Genomic DNA, 18,199 nt, shown 5'->3' on the forward strand with positions numbered 1-18,199 from the left:
GAGGCAGGCGAAAGGTCCCGGCGAATCCAGACAGGAGATGTCCGGCTTCCGGGAGACGCTCGGAGCAGCACCGGCGCGAAAGGCGGCGCCGGAACCACGCGTACGGAGGTCGGACATGCCGGAGCCACTGCAGGACACGCTGCGAGGCAGGATCGCCCTGGTCGCCGGGGCGACCCGGGGCGCGGGACGGGGGATCGCGGTGGAGCTGGGCGCGGCCGGCGCGACCGTCTACGTGACCGGGCGCAGCACCCGACAGCGGCGCTCGGAGTACGACCGCCCGGAGACCCTGGAGGACACCGCGGACCTGGTGACGGCCGCGGGCGGCCGGGGCATCGCCGTCCCCACCGACCACCTCGTGCCCTCCGAGGTCCAGGCCCTGGTCGCCCGCATCGCGGACGAGCAGGGCCGTCTCGACGTCCTCGTCAACGACATCTGGGGCGGCGAGCACCTCTTCCAGTGGGACACCCCGGTCTGGGAGCACGACCTGGACAAGGGCCTGCGGCTGCTGCGCCTGGCCGTCGAGACGCACGCCGTCACCAGCCACTTCGCGATGCCCCTGCTGCTGCGCCGGCCCGGCGGCCTCGTCGTGGAGATGACCGACGGCACCGCCGAGTACAACCGGGACAGGTACCGCGTGTCCTTCTTCTACGACCTCGCCAAGTCCTCAGTGCTGCGCATGGCGTTCGCCCTCGGGCAGGAGCTGGGGCCGCGCGGTGCCACCGCGGTGGCACTCACGCCCGGGTGGCTGCGCTCGGAGATCATGCTCGACACCTTCGGCGTGACCGAGGACAACTGGCGCGACGCCCTGGAGCGCGTCCCGCACTTCGGCATCTCCGAGACACCGTCCTACGTGGGCCGCGCGGTCGCCGCCCTGGCCGCCGACCCGGACGTGGCGCGCTGGAACGGTGAGTCGCTCTCCAGCGGGCAACTGGCCCAGGTGTACGGCTTCACCGACCGCGACGGCAGCCGCCCCGACGCATGGCGCTACCTCGTCGAGGTCCAGGACGCGGACAAGCCGGCCGACACCACGGGCTACCGGTGAGCCGCGCCCTGCCGCCCGGCTCCGAGTCGTCCGGGCGGCGGTGCCGCCCCGACGGCGGGGTCAGAGGCGCCCGTGGAGCGGCGGGACCTGCCACCCGGCCGGACGGGCCGTCGTGAGGGCCAGGTCGGCGCGGACCGCCACGTAGTACGCCTCGCGCACGGTGCGCTGGCGTTCGAGCAGGGCCTGCCAGGCGTCCGGGTCATGTGTCCCGTCGTTCAGGAACCGCTCCATCTCCATCACCACGACGGCCCACGCCCGGGCCTTCTCCACCACCACCGGGGTGCCCAGGAGCAGCAGGGCCTCACCGGCCGGGTCGCCGGCCTCCGCGGCCTCGGCCAGCAGGGGAGCCGCTTCGCCGGGCGACAGCGGATGCGGATGCGGATCGTTGCCGAGATGGGCCGCGACCCGGTACGTCAGCGTGACCGACTTCTTCAGGCAGCGCGCGTAGTCCGCGTACACCGTCAGCCGCCGCTCCTCCCATCGCGCCGTCTGCTCGCGGCGGAAGCGGGCCCGGTCTCCCCGGACGATCGCCAGGTATGAGCCGAGCGCGCCGATCACCACGCCGATCAGCGCCGGGAGTTGTTGTATGAAGGCGGACATGCGCGCACGGTATCTGTCGCCGTGACGATCATGGCAGTACCTTCCCTGCCATGACTGCGACGATGCGATTCGAGGGCCACGGAGTTCTGATCACGGGCGCGGCGCGCGGCATCGGCGCCGCCACCGCCCGCCGCTTCGTCGAGGAAGGCGCCCGGGTGCTCGTCACCGACGTGGACGTCGTCGAGGCGGAGAAGACCGCCGCCGCACTGCGTGAATCGGGCGGTCACGCCGAGGCGTTCCGCTGCGACGTGGGGGAGCGGGCATCGGTCGAGACGGCCGTCGCGCACGCCGCGGAGGCCTTCGGCTCGCTCGACGTCCTGGTCAACAACGCCTACCACTGCACCCCCGACGCCCCGCTCTTCGAGGACGAGCCGGACGACGTCTGGGACCGCGACCTCGACATCACCCTGTCCGGCGCCTACCGCTGCTCCCGGGCGGCCCTCCCGCACCTCGTGGCCTCCGGCCGGGGCGCCATCGTCACCATCGGTTCCGTCAACGGCATCCAGGACTTCGGCAACCACGCCTACAGCGCCGCCAAGGCGGGCCTCATGTCGCTGACCCGCACGCTCGCCGGTCACGCCGCGCCGCGGGGCGTCCGCGTCAACCTGGTGGCACCGGGCACCGTGCACACCACGGCCTGGGAGGGCCGGGAGGACCATCTCGCCGCGCTGGCACGGCTGTATCCGCTGGAGCGGGTCGGCAGGCCGGAGGACATCGCCGCCGCCGTCGCGTTCCTCGCCTCCAGCGACGCGGCCTGGATCACCGGTACGACGCTGCCCGTGGACGGCGGCCTGCTGGCGGTCAACACCGGCTTCCGGCATGCCCTCACCCTGCTCGACGGCACCCCGTAGCGGGAGCCCGGGTGTCAGGAGCCCCGCGGCCCGAGGTCGGCGCCATGGCGGCGCAGGGCGGCGAGCACCCGGTCGACGTCGCCCGCGGTGGTGCGCCAGTTGCTGAACGCCGCGCGCAGGGCGGGCGTTCCGCCGTACGACGTCGGAGTCACGAAGGCCTCGCCGGAGGCGGCGACCGCCTTCGCCAGCGCGTGGACCCGCTCCTCGGAGGGGTCGTCGGCCGGCGTGAAGCAGACGACGTTGAGCCGGACCGGAGCCAGGAGCCGCAGCTGGGGGATCTGTGCGATCCCCTCGCCCAGCCGCCCGGCGAGTGCGACGTTGCGTTCGACGATCTCGCGGTGACCCTCGCGCCCGTACGCCGTGAGCGAGAACCAGGCGGGCAGGGCGCGCAGTCGACGGGAGTTCTCCGGTGTGAGGTGCAGGAAGTCCGGGTCACCGGTGGGCGGTCCGAGGTAGGGCGACGCGTTGTGGAAGACCCGGACCTGGAGGTCCTGCCGGCGCGTGAACTGGACGGCCGCGTCGTAGGGGACGTTCAGCCACTTGTGCAGGTCGACGCAGACGGAGTCGGCCGCGTCGAGCCCGTCGACCAGGGAGGCGTACGACGGCGACAGGGCGGCGAAACCGCCGAACGCCGCGTCCACGTGCAGCCAGAAGTCGTAGCGCTCCCTGAGCGCGGCGATCGCCCGCAGGTCGTCGAAGTCGACGGTGTTGACGGTCCCCGCGTTCGCCACCACGACGGCGGGGCGCCCGCCGAGCGCGTCGAGGGCTTCGGCGAGCCGGTCGACGTCGACGGCCTCGCGGTTGCCCGGCAGCACCGGCACGGTACGCAGCCGGTCCCGTCCGATGCCCAGCACGGACAGCGCCTTGCCGATGCTGGAGTGCGGGCTGCCCGACAGCACCTCGACCGGACCGAGCGCGCCGACGCCCTCGCGCGAGACGGACACCCCGAGACGTTCGCCGAGCCATTCCCGCGCGATGGCCAGCCCGACCGTGTTGGAGGCCGTCGCCCCGCTCACGAAGGCTCCGGCATGGTCCTCGCCCAGCCCGAACAGCTCGCGCAGCCAGCTCAGCGTCTCCCGCTCCAGAGCGGTCGCCGACGAGTCGCCGCCGCCCGACACGTTCTGGTCGTAGGCGGCCGTCAGCCAGTCCCCGGCCAGCGCGGCGGGCGTGGCGCCACCGGTCACGAAGCCGAGGTAACGCGGGCCCGCGGAGCCGGAGAAGCCCGCGGACCAGCGGTCCGCGAACCGGGTCAGCGCCCCTTCGGCGCCCACGCCCACCTCGGGAAGCGACGCACGTGCGGGTGCCGCGTCGGGGCGGGCGACAGGACGTTCGGCGAGCCCGCCCACTTCCCGCGCGGCGAAGTCGCGGGCGGACTGGAGGAGATCGGGAAGCCGCTGGAGATCGTCGGCGAGAATGCGGTGCATGACGGCAGCGTAGGCAGGACCCGGGCGGCAGGTCCTGGTCCACTTGGGGAAAACTGGACCGATGGACACAGGGTTCGCGGCGACGCTCACCGGCTGGCGCGACCGGCGGGGCCCGCTCGCCGGGTCGCTGTCCGCGGCCGTCCGCGAGGCGGTGATCGACGGCCGCCTGCCCGCGGGGGCCCGACTGCCGTCCGAACGGGAACTGGCCCGCACGCTGGACGTCAGCCGGGGCACCGTCGTCGCCGCCCTCACCCTGCTGCGGGACGACGGCTGGCTGCACACCCGGCACGGCAGCGGCAGCGTCGTCCGGCTCCCCGCCCACCTCACCGAACGGACCACCCCGTGGTCCCTGGACCGGGGCGGAGCGGGCGACGCCGACCTCGATCTGAGGCTGGCCGTCACGGCGGCACCCCACGACGCCTACCTCGCCGCGCTGGGCCGCGCCGTCGAGCGCAGCGCGGCGCTGCTCGTCGACTCGGGCGTGGCGACCTCGGGCCTGCCCCGGCTGCGCGAACTCCTCGCCGAGCGCTACACCCGCTCCGGACTGGCCACCCGCCCCGAGCAGATCCTCGTCACCTCCGGAGCCCAGGCCGCGCTGACCCTGCTCACCGACCACCTGCACACCGACCGCAGGTCCCCGGTCCTGGTGGAGAGCCCCACCTACCCGGGGGCGCTCGCGATCCTCCGCCGGCGACGCGCACGGCTGCTGCCCGTGCCGGTGACGGCCGCGCACGGCTGGGACGTCGAGCGGCTGGCGCGGACCGTACGCGACCGCGGCCCCCGGCTCGCCTACCTGATCCCTGACTTCCACAACCCCACCGGCGCGCACATGGACGCCCACACCCGCGGGGAGATCGCCGCCCTCGCCGAGCGGCACGCCCTGACGGTGGTCGTCGACGAGACCATGCGCGACCTGGATCTGCGGACGCCGCCGCGCCCGGAGCCGCACCTCGGCGGCGCGGCGGCGATCCAGATCGGTTCGACGAGCAAGGTGCTGTGGAGCGGACTGCGGGTCGGCTGGATCAGGGCGCGCGCGGCACTCGTCGCCGAACTGGCGCGCAACCCGCTCCAGGCCCAGCTGTCGCCGCCGCCCCTGGAGCAGTTGATCGCCACCGAGCTGCTGGGCGACACCGACGGCCTCGCCGCGGTGCTCGCCGACCGGCGCGCCCGCCTGCGCACCCAGCGCGACCGTCTCGTGGAACTCCTCACCGGGACGGGCTGGTCGTGCACGGTGCCGGACGGCGGGTTGTCGCTCTGGCTGCACCTCGGCCCCGACACCCTGGCCACGGAGCTCGCGGCGCGGGCCGCGCGACGAGGGCTGGCGGTGTCGCCCGGGCCGTGGTTCGCCGCGGACCGCGCCACCCTGGCGCACCACCTGCGGCTGCCGTTCACGGCGACACCGGACGTCCTCACCCGGGCGGTGCGGCTGCTGACGCGGTGACCCGGTGACCGTGGCGACGCGGTGTCGCGCCTTCGCGTTCCGGCTCCGTGTGACGTGTGACGTGTGACGTGTGACGCGCGACGTTCCGCACGCGCCCGCCGCCCCCGACGGGCCGGGGCGGCGACGAGGAATGTCACCGTTTGGTCCCAGTGCGGCCGGCCGCACAACGTAGGCCCCCCGACGAGGGTCTAGCAGGCGGACGACACAAGAGAGAACAGGAAGAGGAAGGCCCGCCATGGGGGACATACGCAGACGGGGCGCCGTCGCGCTCGGGATCACCGGACTGGTCGCGCCGCTGACGCTCGCGCTGGGCGCCGCGCCCGCGCAGGCCGCGAGCTGCACCACGCAGACCGGCCCGTACCAGAAGCAGGTGGAGAAGTTCCTCGGGCGGCCCGTCGACGGCCGGCAGTCGACCACCGACTGCAAGGCCATCCAGGCCTTCCAGAACAAGCACGGCATCACCCCGAACATCGGCTACGCGGGGCCCGTCACCTGGGGCGTGATGGACCTCATGAACAAGCAGAAGGCCGTGGGGAGCAACCCCAACAGGGACGGCAAGTGCCCGGTCAACAAGGGGCGCATCGCCTGTGTGAACCTGACGCTCCAGCTCAGCTGGATCCAGGACGGCGACCGACTGGTCTACGGGCCGGTGCCGGTGCGCACGGGCCGCAACGGGTACGAGACCCGCACCGGTCTGAAGAAGATCTACTGGCGGGACATCGACCACGTCTCCAGCATCTACAACGTGCCGATGCCGTACAGCCAGTTCTTCGACGGCGGGCAGGCCTTCCACTCGGTCGGCCTCAGCATGTGGAACCCGCCGGGCTCGCACGGCTGCGTCAACATGACCACGACCACGGCCAAGAAGTACTGGTCGCTGCTGAAGAACGGCGACGACGTGTTCGTGTACGGCCGCAAGCCCGGCACGTGAGTGATGAGCTTCACGGTCCGTAATGTCGTTCGCTGTACCTTTACTCACAACGTCTTCACGTCAAGGACCGTATGCTTCACACCATGTCCACCACTCCTGATGCCGACACTCGGCGCTCCGCCGCCGAGGTCAACGAGGAGATCCGGGCCCTCTGGTTCCGGGCGGGCGGGACGTTGAGCATGGAGGAGCGGCGGGAGTACCAGCGGCTCGTCCTCGAATGGGCGGAAGCCGCCCCGCCGTCGCCCACCCGGGCGGCCTGACGGTTCGCGTCCCGGCACGGGGCTCCCCGAAGTCACCGGGGAGCCACCGCCTCGGGCCTCATCCCCAACTCTGCGCGTACTGCCGCCGATAGGCCTTGCGGTCCTGTTCCGTGCGGATGAACCGCGTCGCCACCAGCGCGACGAGACTGCCCGCGATGACCAGCAGTCCCGGCCCGACGTTCTGCGGGTCGGTCAGACGCGACACCAGCGTCTCGGCGTTCTCGGCGGCACCGCCCACCGGTTCCACGGCGCCCGGTGCGGCCGACCCCGGCGAGGCCGCCGCGCCCTGTGCGCCGGAAGCCGCCGTCGAACCCGTCGGCGAGGGAGACGCAGGGGCGCCCGACGACGCCTGGGGCTGCCCCGCGAGCCGAACCCCCAGCGCCGTCAGCGCTTTGGTGACCGGCTGGAAGAACGTCGTACCGCCGGTCCGGCAGTCACCGTTGCCGCCCGAGGTCACACCGAGCGCGATGCCCTCGGAGAACAACGGGCCGCCGCTGTCGCCCGGTTCGGCGCACACCGTCGTCTCGACCAGCCCGGTGACCGTGCCCTCGGGGTAGTTGACCGTCGCGTTGAGCGCGGTCACCTTCCCGTCGTGCAGCCCGCTGGTGCTGCCGCTGCGGAACACCCGCTGCCCGACCGCCGGATCGGCGGTACCCGTGATGCGGACGCCGTTGCCCCCGCCGATGGCGACGACATTGGCTCCCGCCGAGGTCTGCTGCCCGTCGTCGTACTGCACGAGCGAGAAGTCGCTCCCGGGGAACGCCGTGGTGACGGTGCGTCCGAGCTGCTGCCGGCCCGAGTTGTCGGCGAACCAGACGGATCCGGCCGGTCCGCAGTGCCCCGCCGTCAGGATGAACTCGGTGCGCCCGTTGGTCACGTTGAAGCCGGCCGAACAGCGCCCGCCGGTCGAGAACATGGGCTGCGCGCCGTTGATCCGGGTGGTGAACGCGCCCTGGGTGCGCTGCATGCGGACGGCGTCCCCGATCCCGTCGGCCACCTTCGTCATGCGTGACCAGTCGGAGGAGGAGACCGTGCTGTCGGCCCGCACCACCACCTCGTTCGTCGTGTAGTCCACGGCCCACGCCGTGCCCACCACCCGCGGCGCCGAACTCAGCGTCCGCGTGGCCGACTTGAGGTCCTGCATGCTGTGCCGTACGAGCTTCGCGCGGGCGCCTGCCTCCGTGACCTCGGCCGCCGCACCCGGATCGGTCACCGCGACGACGGGCCGGCCGTCGGAGCCGATCCAGTTGCCCGCGGTGCGCGAGCTGCCGAGCCGTGACACCAGCGCGGTGCCCGTGTCCACGGCCGCCTGGGCCCGGCTTCCCGCGGCACGCGACGTGTCGGAGGGTTCGCTCGCCATCGCTTGCGTCACCATCAGCCCTCCGCAGAGCAGCCCGCCGACGGCCGCGAGTCGCGCCCCCCGTCGGACGATCCGTCGTCGTGCGTGCCTCATCCATGGGCTCCCGAAGCCGAACGGCACGGCGTCATCGCCGCCGAGGGCCCCGGTCGAGAGCCCTCCCCTCATACGTGCGGGCACGCCCGCGTGTTCACCACGGAGCGCACCCCGGGCGGGGCACCGACCCGGCCGGCCCTCACCGGCCCGGCCCCGCCGCCCTTCACACCACACCCGGTGCCGCGCTGCCATGATGAGGCCATGCGCGTGCTGATGCCGGTCCCCGACCACGACTTCGACGTCACCGAAGTCGCCGTGCCCTGGCGGTTGTTGACCGAGGCGGGACACGACGTCGTCCTCGCGACGGAGCACGCGGGCACCCGTCCCGCGGCCGACCCGCGACTGCTCACCGGTGTGCTGTTCGGGCAGCTCGGCGCCGAACCGGAACCCCGGACGTTCTACCGGCAGCTCACCGAGGCGCCCGAGTTCCGCCGCACCGTCTCCTGGGCGGACCTGGACGTGGCGGAGTTCGACGGCCTGATCCTGCCCGGCGGACACGCGCCCGGCATGCGCCAGTACCTCGGCTCGTCCGTGCTCCAGCGGCGGATCGCCGACTTCTGGGCGCTGCGGCGCCCTGTCGGCGCGATCTGCCACGGCGTCCTCGTGCTCGCCCGCGCCCAGGATCCCGCCACCGGACGCAGCGTCCTGGCCGACCGCCGCACGACCTGTCTGCCCAAGTACATGGAACGGACGGCCTACTTCACCACCGCCTGGCGCCTCGGCCGCTACTACCGCACCTACCCCGCCTACGTGGAGGACGAGGTCAGGTCGGCGCTCACCGACCCCGGCACCCAGTTCGCGCGCGGCCCGCGCACGCTGACACGACGCGGTACCGCCGGCGACGACACGCACGCCTTCGTCGTCCGGGACGGCCACTACCTCTCGGCCCGCTGGCCGGGGGACGCCTACCTCTTCGGCCGCCGGTTCCTCACCCTCCTCCAGGACGCGGACGGGCGCTAGGTGTATTGGCCCGCAGCGTTGTTCACGCGGCTGATCGGTGGCTGGCCGCCGAGTGCGGTGTGGCACCTCGCCGCGTTGTCGGACCACCCGAGTACGCCCGGTACGCGGGTGGTCCTCCGCCTTGCGATGCACCGCACCGGACGCCGCGGCCGGATCCGACCTGATCCGAACGAAACCCCCAGGTGTCCTGAGTCGGGAATTCGCTTCAGATATCCGGCGAGGCGTTCAAGGATCTCGTCTGCGGTCTTCGTCCAGACGAAGGGTTTCGGTTCTTCGTTCCAAGTCTTGATCCAGTTGCGGATGTCGCGTTCCAGGGTCTGGACGTTCCTGTGGACGCCTCGCCGTATCTGTTTGTCCGTCAGTAGCGCGAACCACCGCTCGACCTGGTTGAGCCAGGAGGAGCTGGTGGGTGTGAAGTGCACATGAAAGCGGGGGTGTGCGGTCAGCCATCGCTGGATGGCCGGGGTCTTGTGCGTCGAGGCGTTGTCGCAGATCAGATGCACGTCCAGGTCTGCGGGCACCTCCTTGTCGATCCGGACGAGGAACTTCTTGAACTCCACGGCCCGGTGCCGGCGATGGATCTGCCCGATCACCTCGCCGGTGGCGGTATTGAGCGCCGTGAACAGTGTGGTGACGCCGCCGCGCACGTAGTCGTGAGTACGGCGTTCTGGCATGCCCGGCATCATCGGCAGCACCGGAGCTGACCGGTCCAGGGCCTGGATCTGTGTCTTCTCGTCCACGCACAGCACCAGCGCGTGCTCGGGCGGGGCGAGATACAGGCCGACCACATCGCGGACCTTCTCGATGAACTGCGGATCCTTCGAGAGCTTGAAGGTGTCCACCAGGTGCGGCTTGAGGCCGAAGGTCCGCCAGATACGTGTGACGGCCGACTGGGAGAGGCCCACTTCCTTGGCCATCGACCGCGTCGACCAGTGTGTGGCGTCCTTCGGCGTGGTCTCCAGTGTCTTGACGACCACTTCTTCCACCTGGGCGTCGGTGATCTTCCGGGGCCCACCTGGGCGTGGCTCGTCGGTCAGGCCCTCAAGCCGGTCCCGCACAAAGCGGGCCCGCCACCTGCTCACCGTGTGCTCCTCGACGCCGAGCAGAGCGGCAACGTCTCTGTTCGAGGCACCAGTTGCGCACTCCAGCACGATCCGGCACCGCAGGGCCAGAGCCTGCGAAGAAGTCCGACGCCTGGCCCAGCGGCTCAACGTCTCACGCTCGTCATCGGTCAGCACCAGCTCGGCCTTCGGCCGTCCCGTCCTCGCCACCCGGCCATCATGCCGAACCCACCCAGACTTACGCAGCGAATTCCCAACTCAGGACACTAGCCGCGGACGCGGGCGGTCACTTCCTCCCGCGTCAGATACATGTCCGTGTGCTCGAAGTCCTGCAGGGTGCCCTCACGGTCGTCGAGGAACCCGGTGCGCACGAAGTCGTCGCCCGCGACCGCGTTGAGCAGCCAGTTCACCCCGGTCCGGAACCGGGCGGTGCCGGTGCGCAGGGCGTACAGGTGGTACCCGCGGGCCACGACCTGTGCGGGCACGCCCTTCAGGTCGATGCCGAGCGGCTTGGACACCGCGTCGTGCCCGCCGAGGTCGACGACGAGCCCGAGGTCCTTGTGCCGGTACGGGGTCGTCGGCTGTCCGCGCAGCAGCGCCGTGACGTTCCTCGCCGCGTGCCGGCCCTGCCGTGCGGCGTGCTGGGCGGTCGGCACGCAGTACGAGCCGTCGCCCTTGGCGAGGTCGGGCACGGCCGCCGCGTCGCCCAGCGCGAGCACTCCGTCCAGCCCCGGCACCTTGAAGTCGGGCCCGGCGAGGATCCGTCCGCGCACGGTCTCCGCGCCCAGCGAGTCGACCAGGGGGCTCGCCGCGACACCGGCCGTCCACACCAAGGTGCGCGAGGGCAGCACCCGGCCGTCGGTCAGGGTGACCTTGTCCTCGGTGACGGAGGCGACGGACGTCTCCAGGGAGATGCGCACCCCGCGTTCGCTCAGCATGCGCAGGGCACTTGCGCCCAGCCGGTCGCCGAGTTCGGGCAGCAGCTTGGGGGCGACGTCGACCAGATGCCACTGGATGAGGCCGGGGTCGAGACGTGGGTGGTAGCGCTTGGCCGCGGCGGTGGTGAGGCGTTGCAGACAGGCCGCGGTCTCGGTGCCCGCGTAACCGCCCCCGACCACCACGAACTGAAGCCGTGCCGTCCGCTCCGCCTCGTCCGACGTGGCCGCCGCCAGGTCGAGTTGGCCGATGACGTGGTCGCGGAGGCACACGGCCTGGGCGAGTGTCTTCATCCCGCGCGCTTCGTCCAGCAGGCCCGGGATGTCGAAGGTGCGCGTCACACTGCCGGGGGTGAGGAGGAGGTAGTCGTACGACACGTCGACCAGCTCGCCGGTGATCTTGCGGACGACGCACACCTTGGCCTCGGGGTCGACGCCGATCACGCTGCCCGGCAGGAGTGCGGTGCGGCGCAGGATCCGGCGCAGCGAGGGCGCCACGGACTGCGGCGTGACGACACCGGCCGCGACATGCGGGAGCAGGGGCAGATAGAGCTGGTAGTCGGTCGGGCTGACGAGTGTGATCCGGGCGTCGCCTGGGGCGAGCGACCGCTCCAGTCCCCGCGCGGCCTCGACACCGGCGAAACCTCCGCCGACGACGACGATGTTCGGTGTGTCCATCCGAGCGCCTCTCTCCCTGTGGGGACACCGCGAGCCCAGGCTCACACGCGGCGGCCGCACATGCCACCCCGCGTCGCACGGGACCGGTGGGGCGGCAGGGGCGACCGGCGGGGGAGGGGCGGACGATCCGTGAGGGAGAGGCGGTGCTCCCTGAGGGAAGAAGAGACGCACGCGATTCTCTACCGATCAGTAACTGACGCTTCCCCCTTCGTACATCCTCAGGCACGATCATCACTGCCGCGGCGACGGGGCAGTGACCCCGCCACCGTGGCAGCAGCGGCGGGCGACAGCGGTCCCCCGCCGTTCCGACACGAGCAGCGCGGGGGTCCCGGTATCCCCGCCGCTCCGACACGAGTCAGGGGACGGGCATGGCAGGACGTGGCGTGGGGCGCAGGACGGTCGCGGTCTCGGCGGTCGTGGCACTGGGGATCGGCGGAACCGTCACCGCGGCCGGATCCGCCACCGCGGCGCCGGCCCGGGCGACGGCGAGCACGACGGCGGCCACGACGGCGTCGGTCGACTACGCCACCTGGCAGCGCGACGTCCGCGCCGTCATCGACCAGGCCGTGCCGTACGTCGAGCAGCGCACCGCGCACGCCGACGGGCAGAAGCTCGCGATCGTCTTCGACATCGACAACACCACGCTGGAGACCGACTTCCACCCCTGGTACCAGCTGCCCACCCCGGCGGTCGCGCCCTCGCTGGAACTCGCCCGCTACGCGCGCTCACGGGGCGTCGACATCTTCTTCGTCACCGCGCGCCCCGGCATCATCGCGAGCGAGACGAAGTGGAACCTGAAGGCCGTCGGCTACCCGGTCTCCGGTCTGTACGTCCGCGATCTGCCGGACCTCTTCGACGAGGTCAGCGCCTACAAGACCGGCAAGCGGGCACAGATAGAGGCCCTCGGGTACACGATCATCGCCAACGTCGGCAACAACACCACCGACCTCGTCGGCGGGCACGCCGAGCGCACGTTCAAGCTCCCCGACTACGACGGTCAGTTGTCCTGACCTCGCGGCCGAAGGGCGGTCGCCGAGGGCCGGGCAGTTCGCGCGCGGAGGGGGCTGCCCGGTGGCGGCGGCATAGACTGCCGCCCATGGACGAGGCCTCGCTGGACAAGCTCGGTTCGGGCAAGTACCTGCTGATCACCAGCTACCGCAAGAACGGGACCGGTGTCGCGACGCCCGTGTGGGTGGTGCGCGACGGCACGGCACTGGGCGCGTGGACCGCCGCGGACTCCTGGAAGGTGAAGCGGATCCGCAACCGGGGCGACGTCCTGGTCGGCCCCTGCGACGCGCGCGGCAGGCCGACCGGTGACCAGGTGCCCGCCACGGCCGAGATCGTCGACGCCGAGGCGACCGTCCGTTACCGGCAGCTCATCGCCCGCAAGTACGGTGTCGTCGGCCGTCTCACCCTCTTCGGCAGCCGGCTGCGCCGCGGCGAGAGCGGCACGATCGGCATTCGCATCACCCTGGCGTCCTGACCTTCACAGGCGTGGGGGCCCGCACTCTCCGGGCCCCCACGCCTGTTGCCGTTCGCGCGGGGCCCGGGCCCCCGACACGGCGGGAGCCGCCGTCGACCGGTCAGAGAATTGACAGGTGCATGACGCGAACACCTGGGCCCGGTCGCGCTCGTGCGGGTGTGCGTGGTGCGGGAGTTGGCCGGAAGTGTTCTGTGTGAGGCGTTGACTAGAAAGCGCTTACCCCATACGTTCCCGTTCAGCAGCATGACCCGCACGTGACATCTCATATACGAGACATCAGATCTCCGAGGCGCACCACCTGCATAAGTCGAGGGCACTTGACCTTCGGTGAGTCCCGTACGGACATGTCACGCGCCGCACGATGTTCAGAAATGCGCACGACGTACACAAGTATGACCTCGCATTCCTGAAGGGACACACCCGCATGCGTACTCGCCCCCCACGATGTCGCTCCCGCCGGCCGGTGCTCGTGGCGGCCACGGCGGCGGCACTGGCCGCCGCCACGGTCCTGGTCCTCCCGCAGTCCGCGGGCGCCGGCACCGGCACCGGAAAGCTCTGACCCCCACACCCGGAAGAAGGAATCGGGACATGACTCCCTCGGTACGTCCGCGCGCCCGTCGGCGCGCACTCATCGGCACCCTGGCCGCACTCGGCCTCACCTCCACCACGTTCCTGGCGAGCGGGCTGGCGGGCACCGCCGACGCGGCCGCGGCCTGGCCGACCCCCACCAGCAGCGTGCCCGTCAGCTCGACCATCTCGGTCTCGGGCACCTACGACGGCAAGCTCCAGCGCTTCTACGGCAGCGGTGACCTCGGTGACGGCGGTCAGTCCGAGGACCAGGACCCCCTGTTCAACCTGGCGGACGGTGCCGTCCTCAAGAACGTCGTCATCGGCTCGCCGGGCGCCGACGGCATCCACTGCGCGGGCAGTTGCACCCTGCAGAACGTGTGGTGGGAGGACGTCGGCGAGGACGCGGCCTCGTTCAAGGGCAAGTCGTCGTCCGCCACGTACACCGTCACCGGCGGCGGCGCCAAGTCCGCCTCGGACAAGGTGTTCCAGTTCAACGGCGCCGGAAAACTCACCGTGACCGGCTTCCAGGTGTCCGACTTCGGCAAACTGGTGCGCAGTTGCGGCAACTGCTCGACGCAGTACAAGCGCACCATCGTGGTCAGCGACGTGGATGTCACGGCGCCCGGCAAGTCGATCGTCGGCATCAACACCAACTACGGCGACACGGCCACGCTGAGCAAGATCCGCATCCACGGCGACAGCAGCAAGAAGATCAAGCCGTGCGTCCGCTACACGGGCAACAACACCGGTGCGGAGCCCAAGGAGACCGGCAGCGGCCCGGACGGCACGTACTGCAAGTACGCGACGTCCGACATCACCTACGGCTGAGGGCGCGCCCGTGGGCCGGCCGGAACGGGCGCGGATGTCGTCCCGGCCGGGCTGCGGGGGCCGACCGCGTTCTCCGGTCCGGTCTGCCGGCGGGGCCGATCGGGCCCTCGCGCCGGTCCGGTGGGCAGGGACGGCCGGACCGACCCGGCCCTCAGCCCCAGCCGCCGTAGGGGCCGTCGACGAGCTGGAAGACCGGCTGCCTGCGCACCGGGTCCTGGGCGGTGGAGAGTTGCACGCGGTCGCCGCTGTGGATGGTGGCGGGCGACCCCATGACCCGTCCCCGGACGGTGAACCCCTCCGTCATCTCGATGAGGGAGACATTGCGGGCGGCGGGGGTGTTGCGGTGGATCACGGTGGAATGACGCACGATGCCCGATCCCGTGCTCGACTCCGTCCGCAGGTCGCTGCCCTGGCAGACCGGGCAGAGGAGGCGTTGGTACATCGCCGTGCCGCACCAATGGCAGCGCTGGAAGAGGAGGATGTCCCCGGGCTGCTCGTCGCGGGCGGTCCCGAGCACGTCCGTCGCGGGAACGGGCCCCGGATGAAGGGCGATTCCTGGCTGGTACACGATGTCATCTCCCTGCGCTCGGCCGGAATCTGAGGTGCCCGGATCACCGTGCACGACGACAGAGTATGGCACTGAGTGTCACAGGTAAAGGCACTCGGTACCCTCAATATGGCCGGACCGGGGTCCGCCCCCGCGACGGTCAGTCCCGTCCGAGCGTGGACTCGATCTCCTGGACCACGCGCCACAGCGGGGCGTCGCGCCGGGAGACCACGACCACCACGTCGTCGTACTCCTGTGCCCTCGGGCCGCCGCGCGGGGACTCCTGCGGGTCGCCGAACGTCGCTCGCACGTACCCGAGCGCATGGTCGACCGCCGTGGTCGCGTCGCCCTGTCCGTCCGAACGCAGCCAGGACCGCAGGCCGTTGTTGTGTGCGGCGACCACGGCCGCGGCGACGACCTCGGCCCGCAGGGTGCCGTCGCGCCGGGCGGCCAGGCGTCCGCGCAGATACTCGGCCAGGGCCCGCTCGTAACGCCGGACGACCGAGAGCTCGTAGGCGCGCAGGCCCGGGACCTCTTTGGTGAGGCGGTAGCGCTGGACCGAGAACGTCGGGTTCTCGGCGTACATGCGCAGGACCAGCCGGGCGGCGTCGCACACCCGCTGCACCGGGTCGTCGTCCGCGTCGGAGGTGTCGTCGAGGAACGCCCTCATGTCCGCCAGGCAGCGTTCGTGGTCCGGGAAGACCACGTCCTCCTTGGAGGGGAAGTAGCGGAAGAACGAGCGGCGGCCGACGCCGGCGAGTGTCACGATGTCGTCGATCGTGGTCCGTTCGTAGCCGTGCTCCAGGAAGAGCCGGAAGGCCGCCGCGACCAGGGCGTCCCGCATGGGCGGCTTCGCGGCCGTCGCGTCGGAGGGCTCGCGGCGCCGGGGTCCGTCGTTCATGAACGGAAACTAACACCGAACCGGGTGATGTGGCACTGAGTGCACTCTCCAGAGGGAACTGAGTTCCATGGTGCGATGGTGTGGCGAGGGGTGCCGGAGAGCCTCCGAAATCGGGGCGGACCCTGTGATTCCTCATGTGGCTGAAATGTGATCACGCATGAAGTGCTTGTCTGTTCAACGAGGTTGACAGCCTCTCCACGGTGATCGACTATGTGGTCGCGCCGTGGCCCATGTGACCGATGAGCCCGGTGTTTCTTCGACCACTCACCCCCGGCGCGGCCCCCGGCTGCCTCGTGCTGCCCGCTGCCGCCGACCGGGGCACCGCACCATCGAGACGGGATCCGCATGTCCATAGCGAGACGTGTCACCCTGCGCTGCCTGCTGGGAACGGGCGCGGCGGCGCTCGCCCTCTCCGCGGCCACCACCACCGCCTGGGCGACGGGTGAGCCGGGCGGGGACGGCTGGGACAAGACCGCGGGCGGTTACGCCCCGGGCCAGGGCGCCGGCACGGCGACCGCGAGCGACCGCTGCCAGTTCTCCCTGGACGGGACGAACTTCTACGACTCGGTCCGCGTCGACGACGAGAGCCTCAAGCCCACCGACGACGGCAAGGTCCACATCAAGGTCCGCGCGGCCGACGACGCCGGCACCTGCACCGCTTCGCTCGCCGCCTACCGGACCCACGGCGCCACCTTCAAGACCTCCGGTGTGCAGGTCTTCCACGACTTCGACTCCGTGACGGTCAAGCCGGGTGCCACCGACTCCCTCGACATCTCGGTGCCCGACGCCGGCTGCTTCGCGCAGATCGACCTCTACCGGGGCGCCGTGAAGTTCGACGGCAAGCACGACGCCGAGGACGGCTTCGAGCACGGTGACCTGCCCGCGGGACCGGACCACGCGGTCATCAAGGACAAGCTGATCATGGCGTGGAACGGCGGCAAGAAGGACTGCACGGCGCAGCCGACCACCCCCGGGACGCCGGCCTCCACGCCGCCCGCCGGGACGCCGGGCACCCCCTCGCCGTCGGCACCCGCGACGTCGGCGGGCCCGGAGACGCCGTCGGCGCCCGAGACGTCCGCGACCCCCACCGCCCCCGAGTCCGCCCCGCCTGCCGCCACCCCGAACGGCGGTGCGTCGCCGAAGGAGGGCGACCTCGCCGAGACCGGCGGCGGCAACACCCTGACGATCGCGGCCGGTGCCGCGGCCGTCCTCGCGGCCGGCGCCGCGATCACCGTCGCCACCCGGCGTCGCCGTTCCACGGGCGCCCGCTCATGACGCTCGCCGTCAGCGCCCCCCGATGACGGGGCGCCGGCGCCAGGTCCGCGGTGACCGGTCATCAACTCCCCCGAGGTGACCGGTCACCGCCCCGTCGAGACCGGCCGTCGGCGTCCCCGTCCACGAGCCCCGGCACCCGTCGTCCGTACCGAGGTGCCGGGGCTCGTCCCCGTCGTGGCACGGGATCCGCGCGATTCCGGGGGATCACGCCATCCAGAAGAAGACCGCGGTCATCCGCTTGTCCTCCATCGTGCTGCCGCAGTAGTCCGTGGCGCTGTGCATCAGATTGGCGTGGTACAGCAGCAGGCGGTTGTACCGGTGCGGTACGCGGACGTCCTCCACGAAGGAGTCCGGTGCGACGAATCGCGTGCCCAGGGCCTCGACCAGGTTGTTGTGCGGCGCGGCGACCGTGTTCCCGCCGAGCCGGCCGCCGGGCAGGTTCTGCCGGAAGAAGCTGGTCCCGCAGTCCTTGGGCACGTTCGGATTGAGATAGAGGACGGCGGCGTAACGGCACAGCGCGCGGGAGTCCGTGTGCGGGCGCGGTTCGCCCTCGTCCTTGCCGACCACCTGGATGCAGTTGTGGTTCAGGGTGGCCCCCGTCGGCGTCGACCGCTGCCACAGTTCCCGCGCGCCCGTCGCCTTCTTCACCAGGCGTTCCACGCGCGTCAGTTCGTCCGGTTCGAGTCCGGGCATCGTGCGCAGGCCGGGCCAGCTCTCCGAGGTGTACGGATGACCCTCGACCCAGTCGTCCTTCGCGACGCACCGGGCCCGGACCGCGTCGACGTCGGGCAGCACGTCGTCGAAGACCCAGTAGTCCCGGTCGCGGGTGGGTTTGCGGTAGGGCAGAACCGGGAGCGCCGGCGTCCTCGGCGGGTGTGGGGGCATGCGGCCGACGATATAGATGAGTGATTCAGCGATCTCCAGAGAATTGGTCAACGTTCCACCAACTCGGCCTGCGC

At 71.5% G+C, this 18,199-nt stretch carries 18 protein-coding genes and 1 pseudogene; 11 read left to right on the forward strand and 8 right to left on the reverse strand.

The window, feature by feature from the left end; translation table 11 throughout:
* Nucleotides 1-115 precede the first annotated feature (115 nt).
* Nucleotides 116-1,042 (forward strand): SDR family oxidoreductase, encoded by a 927-nt coding sequence (locus tag ACSYGO_RS39850; protein ID WP_435226222.1) that lies wholly within the window; start codon nt 116-118, stop codon nt 1,040-1,042.
* 60 nt (nt 1,043-1,102) lie between these two features.
* Here the strand turns inward: ACSYGO_RS39850 and ACSYGO_RS39855 are convergent, their stop codons facing one another.
* Nucleotides 1,103-1,642, reverse strand: coding sequence for a hypothetical protein (locus ACSYGO_RS39855; RefSeq protein WP_460389579.1), 540 nt, complete (start codon nt 1,640-1,642; stop codon nt 1,103-1,105).
* A gap of 50 nt (nt 1,643-1,692) precedes the next feature.
* Here ACSYGO_RS39855 and ACSYGO_RS39860 point away from each other — a divergent pair, with 50 nt between their 5' ends.
* Nucleotides 1,693-2,493 (forward strand): SDR family NAD(P)-dependent oxidoreductase, encoded by an 801-nt coding sequence (locus ACSYGO_RS39860; RefSeq protein ID WP_460389580.1) that lies wholly within the window; start codon nt 1,693-1,695, stop codon nt 2,491-2,493.
* A gap of 14 nt (nt 2,494-2,507) precedes the next feature.
* On the opposite strand, the gene ACSYGO_RS39865 is transcribed toward ACSYGO_RS39860, so the two are convergent.
* Entirely contained in the window at nt 2,508-3,917 is a 1,410-nt protein-coding gene (locus ACSYGO_RS39865; protein WP_435226228.1) for a pyridoxal phosphate-dependent decarboxylase family protein, read from the reverse strand.
* 61 nt (nt 3,918-3,978) lie between these two features.
* On the opposite strand from ACSYGO_RS39865, the gene ACSYGO_RS39870 reads away from it, so the two are divergent.
* The 3 genes from ACSYGO_RS39870 to ACSYGO_RS39880 all read left to right on the forward strand — a co-directional run bounded on the left by ACSYGO_RS39870 (nt 3,979) and on the right by ACSYGO_RS39880 (nt 6,549).
* Nucleotides 3,979-5,358, forward strand: coding sequence for an aminotransferase-like domain-containing protein (locus ACSYGO_RS39870; protein ID WP_460389581.1), 1,380 nt, complete (start codon nt 3,979-3,981; stop codon nt 5,356-5,358).
* Nucleotides 5,359-5,593: 235 nt separating this feature from the next.
* Nucleotides 5,594-6,289: a L,D-transpeptidase family protein gene (locus tag ACSYGO_RS39875; RefSeq protein WP_432176107.1), complete on the forward strand. Its 696-nt coding sequence runs from the start codon at nt 5,594-5,596 to the stop codon at nt 6,287-6,289.
* Nucleotides 6,290-6,360: 71 nt separating this feature from the next.
* Nucleotides 6,361-6,549: a hypothetical protein gene (locus ACSYGO_RS39880; RefSeq protein ID WP_095938253.1), complete on the forward strand. Its 189-nt coding sequence runs from the start codon at nt 6,361-6,363 to the stop codon at nt 6,547-6,549.
* Nucleotides 6,550-6,607: 58 nt separating this feature from the next.
* On the opposite strand, the gene ACSYGO_RS39885 is transcribed toward ACSYGO_RS39880, so the two are convergent.
* Nucleotides 6,608-8,002, reverse strand: a complete 1,395-nt coding sequence (locus tag ACSYGO_RS39885; protein WP_460389582.1) for a S1 family peptidase — start codon at nt 8,000-8,002, stop codon at nt 6,608-6,610.
* Nucleotides 8,003-8,203: 201 nt separating this feature from the next.
* Between ACSYGO_RS39885 and ACSYGO_RS39890 the strand changes: the two genes are divergently transcribed.
* Nucleotides 8,204-8,962, forward strand: coding sequence for a type 1 glutamine amidotransferase domain-containing protein (locus ACSYGO_RS39890; protein WP_460389583.1), 759 nt, complete (start codon nt 8,204-8,206; stop codon nt 8,960-8,962).
* A 209-nt stretch (nt 8,963-9,171) separates the two neighbouring features.
* On the opposite strand, the pseudogene ACSYGO_RS39895 reads toward ACSYGO_RS39890, so the two are convergent.
* A pseudogene (locus ACSYGO_RS39895) lies at nt 9,172-10,233 on the reverse strand (IS630 family transposase); the annotation flags it as partial.
* A 56-nt stretch (nt 10,234-10,289) separates the two neighbouring features.
* Nucleotides 10,290-11,636, reverse strand: a complete 1,347-nt coding sequence (locus ACSYGO_RS39900) for an NAD(P)/FAD-dependent oxidoreductase (protein WP_426676565.1) — start codon at nt 11,634-11,636, stop codon at nt 10,290-10,292.
* A gap of 368 nt (nt 11,637-12,004) precedes the next feature.
* On the opposite strand from ACSYGO_RS39900, the gene ACSYGO_RS39905 reads away from it, so the two are divergent.
* The 4 genes from ACSYGO_RS39905 (at nt 12,005) to ACSYGO_RS39920 (ending at nt 14,517) form a co-directional block, all read left to right on the forward strand.
* Nucleotides 12,005-12,646, forward strand: a complete 642-nt coding sequence (locus ACSYGO_RS39905) for an HAD family acid phosphatase (RefSeq protein WP_426676564.1) — start codon at nt 12,005-12,007, stop codon at nt 12,644-12,646.
* Nucleotides 12,647-12,732: 86 nt separating this feature from the next.
* Nucleotides 12,733-13,119 (forward strand): PPOX class F420-dependent oxidoreductase, encoded by a 387-nt coding sequence (locus ACSYGO_RS39910; RefSeq protein ID WP_426676563.1) that lies wholly within the window; start codon nt 12,733-12,735, stop codon nt 13,117-13,119.
* Nucleotides 13,120-13,543: 424 nt separating this feature from the next.
* Nucleotides 13,544-13,678: a hypothetical protein gene (locus tag ACSYGO_RS39915; protein WP_460389584.1), complete on the forward strand. Its 135-nt coding sequence runs from the start codon at nt 13,544-13,546 to the stop codon at nt 13,676-13,678.
* A 29-nt stretch (nt 13,679-13,707) separates the two neighbouring features.
* Nucleotides 13,708-14,517, forward strand: a complete 810-nt coding sequence (locus ACSYGO_RS39920; RefSeq protein WP_426676561.1) for a pectate lyase — start codon at nt 13,708-13,710, stop codon at nt 14,515-14,517.
* Between the two features lie 151 nt (nt 14,518-14,668).
* Here the strand turns inward: ACSYGO_RS39920 and ACSYGO_RS39925 are convergent, their stop codons facing one another.
* Together ACSYGO_RS39925 and ACSYGO_RS39930 are read right to left on the reverse strand one after the other, a co-directional pair.
* Nucleotides 14,669-15,034 carry a Zn-ribbon domain-containing OB-fold protein gene (locus ACSYGO_RS39925; RefSeq protein ID WP_426676906.1) on the reverse strand — a complete coding sequence of 122 codons (366 nt, stop codon included), beginning with the start codon at nt 15,032-15,034 and terminating at the stop codon, nt 14,669-14,671.
* Between the two features lie 190 nt (nt 15,035-15,224).
* On the reverse strand, nt 15,225-15,908 hold the full coding sequence (locus ACSYGO_RS39930) for a TetR family transcriptional regulator (protein ID WP_432187483.1): 684 nt from the start codon (nt 15,906-15,908) through the stop codon (nt 15,225-15,227).
* 402 nt (nt 15,909-16,310) lie between these two features.
* Between ACSYGO_RS39930 and ACSYGO_RS39935 the strand changes: the two genes are divergently transcribed.
* Nucleotides 16,311-17,240, forward strand: a complete 930-nt coding sequence (locus ACSYGO_RS39935) for a dihydrolipoyllysine-residue succinyltransferase component of 2-oxoglutarate dehydrogenase complex (protein WP_432187431.1) — start codon at nt 16,311-16,313, stop codon at nt 17,238-17,240.
* 204 nt (nt 17,241-17,444) lie between these two features.
* On the opposite strand, the gene ACSYGO_RS39940 is transcribed toward ACSYGO_RS39935, so the two are convergent.
* Nucleotides 17,445-18,125 (reverse strand): DUF6445 family protein, encoded by a 681-nt coding sequence (locus tag ACSYGO_RS39940; protein ID WP_426676559.1) that lies wholly within the window; start codon nt 18,123-18,125, stop codon nt 17,445-17,447.
* Between the last annotated feature and the right edge of the window lie 74 nt (nt 18,126-18,199).

Source organism: Streptomyces krungchingensis, assembly GCF_054729265.1.